The following is a 5,752-nucleotide window of genomic DNA, read 5'->3' as shown; positions in this document are numbered from 1 at the left end:
ACCTATCGGGATACGGTGAAGGGGCTCGATGCGCCGGGGGATCTTGGGCTCAACACGCATTGGGCGCCGGAGGTGATCTTTGCCGAGGGGCGGTATCACATGTTCCTCAGCTATATCACCGGGGTGCCGACGCACTGGAAGGTGCCGCGGACGATTACACATTTCGTCAGCGATGATCTTGCGAGCTGGACGCGGGTGGGGCCGCTGAAGCTCTCGAGTTCGAATGTGATTGATGCCTGTGTCTTCAGGAGCCCGGATGGGCTTTGGCGCATGTGGTACAAGGACGAAGGCCAGGGTTCGAGCACCTGGAGCGCGACCAGCCCGGATATGTTCGACTGGACGTTGGAAGGGCTAGTGCTGCCGGGATCGCCGGATGCGCCGCCGCATGAGGGGCCGAATGTGTTTGCGCTGGGCGGGTTTTACTGGCTGATCGTCGATGAATGGCGGGGCCAGGCGGTCTATCGTTCGGACGACACGCTCAATTGGGTGCGGCAGGGGATTGTCGGCGGCGAGCCGGGTGTGGACCCGATGGATATTCGGTTTGCCCGGCATGCCGATGTGGTGGTCGTGGGCGACCATGGCGCGCTTTATTATTTCACGCATCCCGAATGGGACGAACGCAGCCAGACTGATGGGCCGCCGGATGCGCGAGCCCGGGCGACAGTCATTCACCATGCGCGGGTGACGGTGGAGGATGGCGTTCTCAAGTTTGAACGCGATATTCCGACCGATCTGCCGCTTCTGCGATAAAGTCTCTCTCAACAGTCGAAAGCTGTTTTGTGCACTCGTCGCGGCGGTGTCACAGATGGAGGGACATGATGGAAAACACTTTCCAGGACGACGGCCTCGACCTTTTTGCGATGAATGGTCCCCCTGCCCTGCCGGCAGGGGGAGACATTCTTGAGCGCGATGGGGCGCGCGTTTGGTTTGCCAGTTTTGGTGAGGGGCCGGCGGTGGTGCTGCTGTACTGTGGCTTGGGGAATTCCAACAATTTTGGCCATCAGGTGCCGGCGCTTGTTGAAGCGGGTTATCGCGTCGTGGTGATCGATAGCCGGGGGCATGGGCGCAGCTCGTGGGATGGCGGGGCGTTTTCTTACGCCCAGTTTGCTGGGGATGCCTTTGCGGTGCTGGACAACTTGGGGATCGACAATGTCGCCGTGGTCGGCTGGAGCGACGGGGCCTGTACGGGGCTTGCCATGGCCAAGGCAGCGCCGGAGCGGGTGGCGGGAGTCTTCTATTTTGCCTGCAATGTCGATCCGAGCGGGACGCTGCCGTTTGAGTTTACGGACGTGATTGGGAAGTGCCTCGAGCGGCACAGACAAGACTATGCCGCGTTATCGCCGCATGCGGAGCGGTTCGAGGAGATGAGCGAAAAGCTGCAGGTGATGCAGGGGAGCCAGCCGGATTATTCGGCGGATGATCTGCGTGCGATTGGGGTTCCGGTGACGGTGGCGCAGTCGGAGCGGGATGAGTTCATTCAGGCCGAACATGCACGGTATATCGCCGAGACGGTTCCGGGCGCGCGCTATGTCGAGATGAAGGGCGTGAGCCATTTTGCGCCGGTGCAACGGCCGGCGCTGTTCAATGGAGTGGTGCTGGAGTTTTTGGACGGGCTGGATGATTAGCGCGCCCTGACACACCATCGTCTTCACCATCGGGCTTTTTCCGGTGGCCGATGCGGAGGCGAGATGGATTGCCGGGACAAGCCCGGCAATGACGATGGGGTGGTGGGCTTGTGTGTGGACGACTAGCTGGCGGGCGGTTCAGCGCCCAGTTCGCGCTGGCGCCTGAGGAAGCGAATCCAGCCGCTGAAGCGGTCGTGGAGCTTGCCGAAACGGGTGATCGTGTCCTGGGGCACGCCGAGGGTGACTAGTTCCTCGTTCATGTCCTTGAGGGCGCGTTCCATGTCGTCTGCGTCGTCGAGCAATTGCTCGATCTGCTGCGGGGTGAGCCTGACCAGGGTTGCCATGATGGATACTCCTTCCCGGCAAGGGAAAGAGAAATCAGCGGCTTTGGTTCCCTATCAAGGCACGGAATGTCTCAGGAGTTATCCGGCTTCCAGACGGCGGGCGGTTCGCGCTTCAACGGCCCCATATTGGTGATGTCGTTGCCACGGCGCATGGCGATGTTCATGCGGAACGAATTGCCGATGCGCTCAGAGCGCTCGATAAAGATTTCGGCGATTTCGGGCGTGCAGAGGCGCGTGACGGTTTCGCGGAAAAGGCGCAGCCAGCGCATGAAGTGGGCGTCTTCAAGCTCGGGGATGGCCATGTGCTTGGGCATGGGGCGGCCGCCATATTTGCCGGTGCCGAGGAGCATGGAGCTCCAGAAATCGGCAATGGTGGCGAGGTGTGCCGGCCAATCAGCTTCGGGAATGACGCGATTGAAGATCGGGCCGATGACTGCATCCTGGCGGGCGGCGGCGTAGAATTCGTTGACGACCTGCTGGATGAGAGCTTCGTCGAGGCCTTCGGGCGTTTCCCAGCCAATGCGGGTGAGACGCGTGCCAACGGGGGGGCGGGGTTCGGTCATGAGGCGGACTCGGGGGTAATGCGATAGGAGCAGCGGCGGCCACCGCTGACGATGTGTTCTTCGCGCTCGACAGTCACCTCGGGGCCGAGGACGGCGCGGAAGACTTCCAACTCGGCGCGGCAAAAGCCCTGGCAGGCTGTGGCGGCGGCGCAGATGGGACAGTGGTTTTCAACGAGAAGCAGCGAGCCGTCGGGCTGCTCGTTCCAATCAGCCATGTAGCCTTCGCGGCTGCGGAGGTCGACAAGGGCGGCGACGCGATCCTTCAGTTCGGACTTGTCCGATACGGCGCCTTCATAGGCTTCCCGTGTGAGGGTTTCGCGGGCGGTGATGATGGTGTCGAGCGCTGCGTCGCCGAGGGTCGAGCCGATGAGGTCGAGGAGTTGGACCGTGAGGGCCGCATGCGTATCGGGGAAGCACGACTGGGCGGCGGCGGTGAGCGACCAGGCCTGAGTGGGCCGGCCGACGCCGGAAGAGATGTTTTCGGACGCGACGAGGCCTTCCTGAGCCAATCGCAAAAGTTGCTGGCGCGCGGCTTCGCCGGTGATCCCCAGCTGTTCGCCAATGGCGGACGAGGAGAGGCCAGAGCGCATTTTCAGCGCCATGAGCACCCGCTCGCCAGGGCTGCGCGGCGACCACGCGTAATTTTCCAAGTCCGAACTTGACATATTCGTGGAATGGGTTTTCAAAGTCATTGCTTGGAAAATATCCCGGATGGCCGAAAATGGCAAGCCGGTCGCGTTTTTGGGAACCAGGAACGCTTTTTAAGGAGCCCCGAAATGGCCTTTGAACTCCCTACCCTCACCTATTCCACCAATGCGCTTGCCACGGCCGGCATGAGCCAGGAAACGCTGGAACTGCACCACGGCAAGCACCACCAGGCCTATGTGACGGCGCTCAACGGTTTCGTCGAAAAGACCGCGGCCCTGGCTGGCAAGAGCCTTGAAGAAATCGTGCTCTTTGCCAAGGACCAGGCTGATCTTGCGCCCGTGTTCAACAATGCCGGGCAGCACTGGAACCACATCCATTTCTGGAACGCCCTCTCCCCGACCGGCGGCAAGCTGCCGGGCAAGCTCGAAGCCAAGATCGTTGAAGATTTTGGTTCGGTCGATGCGTTCAAGGACGCCTTCAAGACTGCCGCGACGACGCAGTTTGGGTCGGGCTGGGCCTGGCTCGTGCAGGGCGCGGACGGGAAGCTGAAAACCACCAAGACCCCGAACGGCTCGAACCCGATCGCCACCGGCGAAGGCAAGGTTCTGCTGGGTCTCGATGTGTGGGAGCACTCCTACTATGTCGACTTCCGCAATCGTCGCCCGGACTATGTGACCAACTTCCTCGATAAACTGGCGAACTATGAGTTTGCCGAGGCGAGCCTGGACTAAGGACCGGCGTTTCCGGCAGGCCCGAGCTTTTGCCGACGGGCCATGCGCGTGAGGGGAGCCCCCGAAACCTCCAACGGGGGCTCCCGCTTTGGCGAGAGCCAAACCACCCTTCTTCTCCAAAAATTCTGAACCGCGACAAATGCGGATGGATTGCACTGCGTGACGGTTCGCGGAAAGATCGACATCCGGCACTTTGTCGAAGGCGCGCTCCGCGCCAAGATGGATGCCCCCCATGAGTAGCGTTATGGCTGATTTTGAAATGCCGGACAGCATGGTGCTGCGCCCGACGCGCCGCCCGGTGGTGAACACTGCCGAATTCCGTGCGGCCATGTCGTCGGTTGGCTCGAGTGTTGCACTCGTGACGGCGCGACGCGGCGACGAAGTGGTGGGGCGCACGGTGACGGCGGTGCTATCGCTATCGGCCAGCCCGCCGGCGGTTCTTGTTTCCATCGACATCATGAGCCGGCTGGCCGATGTGGTGGCCAAGACCGGCGGTTTTTCCATGGCTGTGCTGGCCGAGAGTCAGACCGAGATTGCCGACGCCTTTGCCGGCAAGGTGCCGCAAGAGGAGCGCTTTGACCTTGGGGAGTGGTCGCGCTGGCCCTCGGGGCAACCGCTACTGGCCGGGGCGGTGACGGTGATCGATTGCGAGGTGATCGGCTCGATCGAAACAGGCACGCATGTGCTGTTTGCCGGAGCGATCGTCGAGGCGGAATCCCATGACGAACGTCAACCGCTGATCTGGCAGCGGCATGGCTACCACACCCTGACCCCGATCGACTGAAACGGCGCGATTTGCAGCCTTCCGGAACCTTGTAAGACTTTCGGGAGACAGGCTTTAGTGCCACATTGCAATCGTTTTCCCGATTCAGACTGGATGGGCAACCGGGGCTATGACCGCCGCGTTTTGCCTGATGTCCAGGAGGCGGACATGCCGCGCTACTTCTTTCACTACCGCACCGACGACCAGTTGATCCGCGACGAGGCGGGCAGCGAACTGGCAGACCTCGAGGCCGCAGAACACCAGGCCGCCGAGATCGGCAAGGCGATCATCGACAAGATTGCCGGCGAAGGCGGAGAGACGCGGGCGCCGCGGACCATCGAGATCACCGACGCCCGGGGCGAAGAACTGCTCTATGTGGTGTTCTGGGAAGGACCCAAGATCGGCGACGGACCGGCCAGCCCGGTGACGCCGGCAAGCGTTCACTAGACCCCTTCAATCCTGCGAAGCAAGCGCGAGAGGCCCACCGGCGGGATCGCGGGCGGGTGGAAAGGCACGTCTGGCGCCAAAGCGGACTCTGCGCCCGCTCTATGTCAGAAGAACAATGGCCCGCCGTGAGCGGTTACCACAAAGCCCAGGATCAGGGCGGCGGCCAGCGCGGCGTAGGAAACCATCAGGTAGACGTTGGGCATGGAGGCCTCATCGCAATCTCTATTGAAAGACTACCAGATCAATCGAGATTAACAAGAGGTAAACACCTGCCGGCCGAGGGCGGGCTTGAAATGATTTGCTCGATTGTGACGAATTTGTGAAATTTTGCTTTCGTCACACCACTGTCCACCCGTTTCGGCATGAAACTTAGGAAGGGCAGACAGACCCGGCTGAGCTGATAAGGTGGCGCGGCAAATCACCTGTCGATTTGTTTCGCGCCATGAGAGGAAAGCGACGTACGCTTTCCCATGGCGCATAGTTACTAGGAGCGCCAGATGGCGGACGATCGGAACAGAGCTTTTATCGAGGCGGCCAATGTGACGGCCGGGAATAACAGTAGCCTCAAGCTCTTCCTGCTCGAAGCTATCAAGGCGACCGATCCGGACGACCACGCCGCCATGATCCGCGT

General features: G+C 61.4%; 8 protein-coding genes. 5 read left to right on the top strand and 3 right to left on the bottom strand.

Features of this window, described 5'->3' with window-relative positions:
* Together J0I64_RS04155 and J0I64_RS04150 are read left to right on the top strand one after the other, a co-directional pair.
* Positions 1 to 750: family 43 glycosylhydrolase (locus J0I64_RS04155; RefSeq protein WP_291406346.1), on the top strand; the 750-nt coding region annotated here is incomplete at its 5' end.
* 68 nt (positions 751 to 818) lie between these two features.
* The gene (locus J0I64_RS04150) at positions 819 to 1,625 is read left to right on the top strand and encodes an alpha/beta hydrolase (protein ID WP_291406345.1); all 807 of its coding nucleotides are present in this window, start codon (positions 819 to 821) and stop codon (positions 1,623 to 1,625) included.
* Positions 1,626 to 1,747: 122 nt separating this feature from the next.
* Here J0I64_RS04150 and J0I64_RS04145 read toward each other — a convergent pair whose 3' ends face one another.
* From J0I64_RS04145 to J0I64_RS04135, 3 genes are all read right to left on the bottom strand, one after another.
* Entirely contained in the window at positions 1,748 to 1,969 is a 222-nt protein-coding gene (locus J0I64_RS04145; protein ID WP_291406344.1) for a hypothetical protein, read from the bottom strand.
* 71 nt (positions 1,970 to 2,040) lie between these two features.
* The gene (locus tag J0I64_RS04140; protein ID WP_291406343.1) at positions 2,041 to 2,532 is read right to left on the bottom strand and encodes a group III truncated hemoglobin; all 492 of its coding nucleotides are present in this window, start codon (positions 2,530 to 2,532) and stop codon (positions 2,041 to 2,043) included.
* Positions 2,529 to 3,134 (bottom strand): metalloregulator ArsR/SmtB family transcription factor, encoded by a 606-nt coding sequence (locus J0I64_RS04135; RefSeq protein WP_291406342.1) that lies wholly within the window; start codon positions 3,132 to 3,134, stop codon positions 2,529 to 2,531. Before J0I64_RS04135 ends, J0I64_RS04140 begins: the two co-directional genes overlap by 4 nt.
* A gap of 174 nt (positions 3,135 to 3,308) precedes the next feature.
* Between J0I64_RS04135 and J0I64_RS04130 the strand changes: the two genes are divergently transcribed.
* The 3 genes from J0I64_RS04130 (at position 3,309) to J0I64_RS04120 (ending at position 5,121) form a co-directional block, all read left to right on the top strand.
* On the top strand, positions 3,309 to 3,911 hold the full coding sequence (locus tag J0I64_RS04130; protein ID WP_291406341.1) for a superoxide dismutase: 603 nt from the start codon (positions 3,309 to 3,311) through the stop codon (positions 3,909 to 3,911).
* Between the two features lie 244 nt (positions 3,912 to 4,155).
* Entirely contained in the window at positions 4,156 to 4,695 is a 540-nt protein-coding gene (locus tag J0I64_RS04125; RefSeq protein ID WP_291406340.1) for a flavin reductase family protein, read from the top strand.
* A gap of 147 nt (positions 4,696 to 4,842) precedes the next feature.
* The gene (locus J0I64_RS04120) at positions 4,843 to 5,121 is read left to right on the top strand and encodes a hypothetical protein (RefSeq protein ID WP_291406339.1); all 279 of its coding nucleotides are present in this window, start codon (positions 4,843 to 4,845) and stop codon (positions 5,119 to 5,121) included.
* Positions 5,122 to 5,752: the final 631 nt, after the last annotated feature.

This window comes from Devosia sp., assembly GCF_017307565.1.
Lineage (GTDB): Bacteria > Pseudomonadota > Alphaproteobacteria > Rhizobiales > Devosiaceae > Devosia.
Note: the sequence above shows the minus strand (reverse complement) of the source record. Positions and strands in the feature narration are given on the sequence as shown.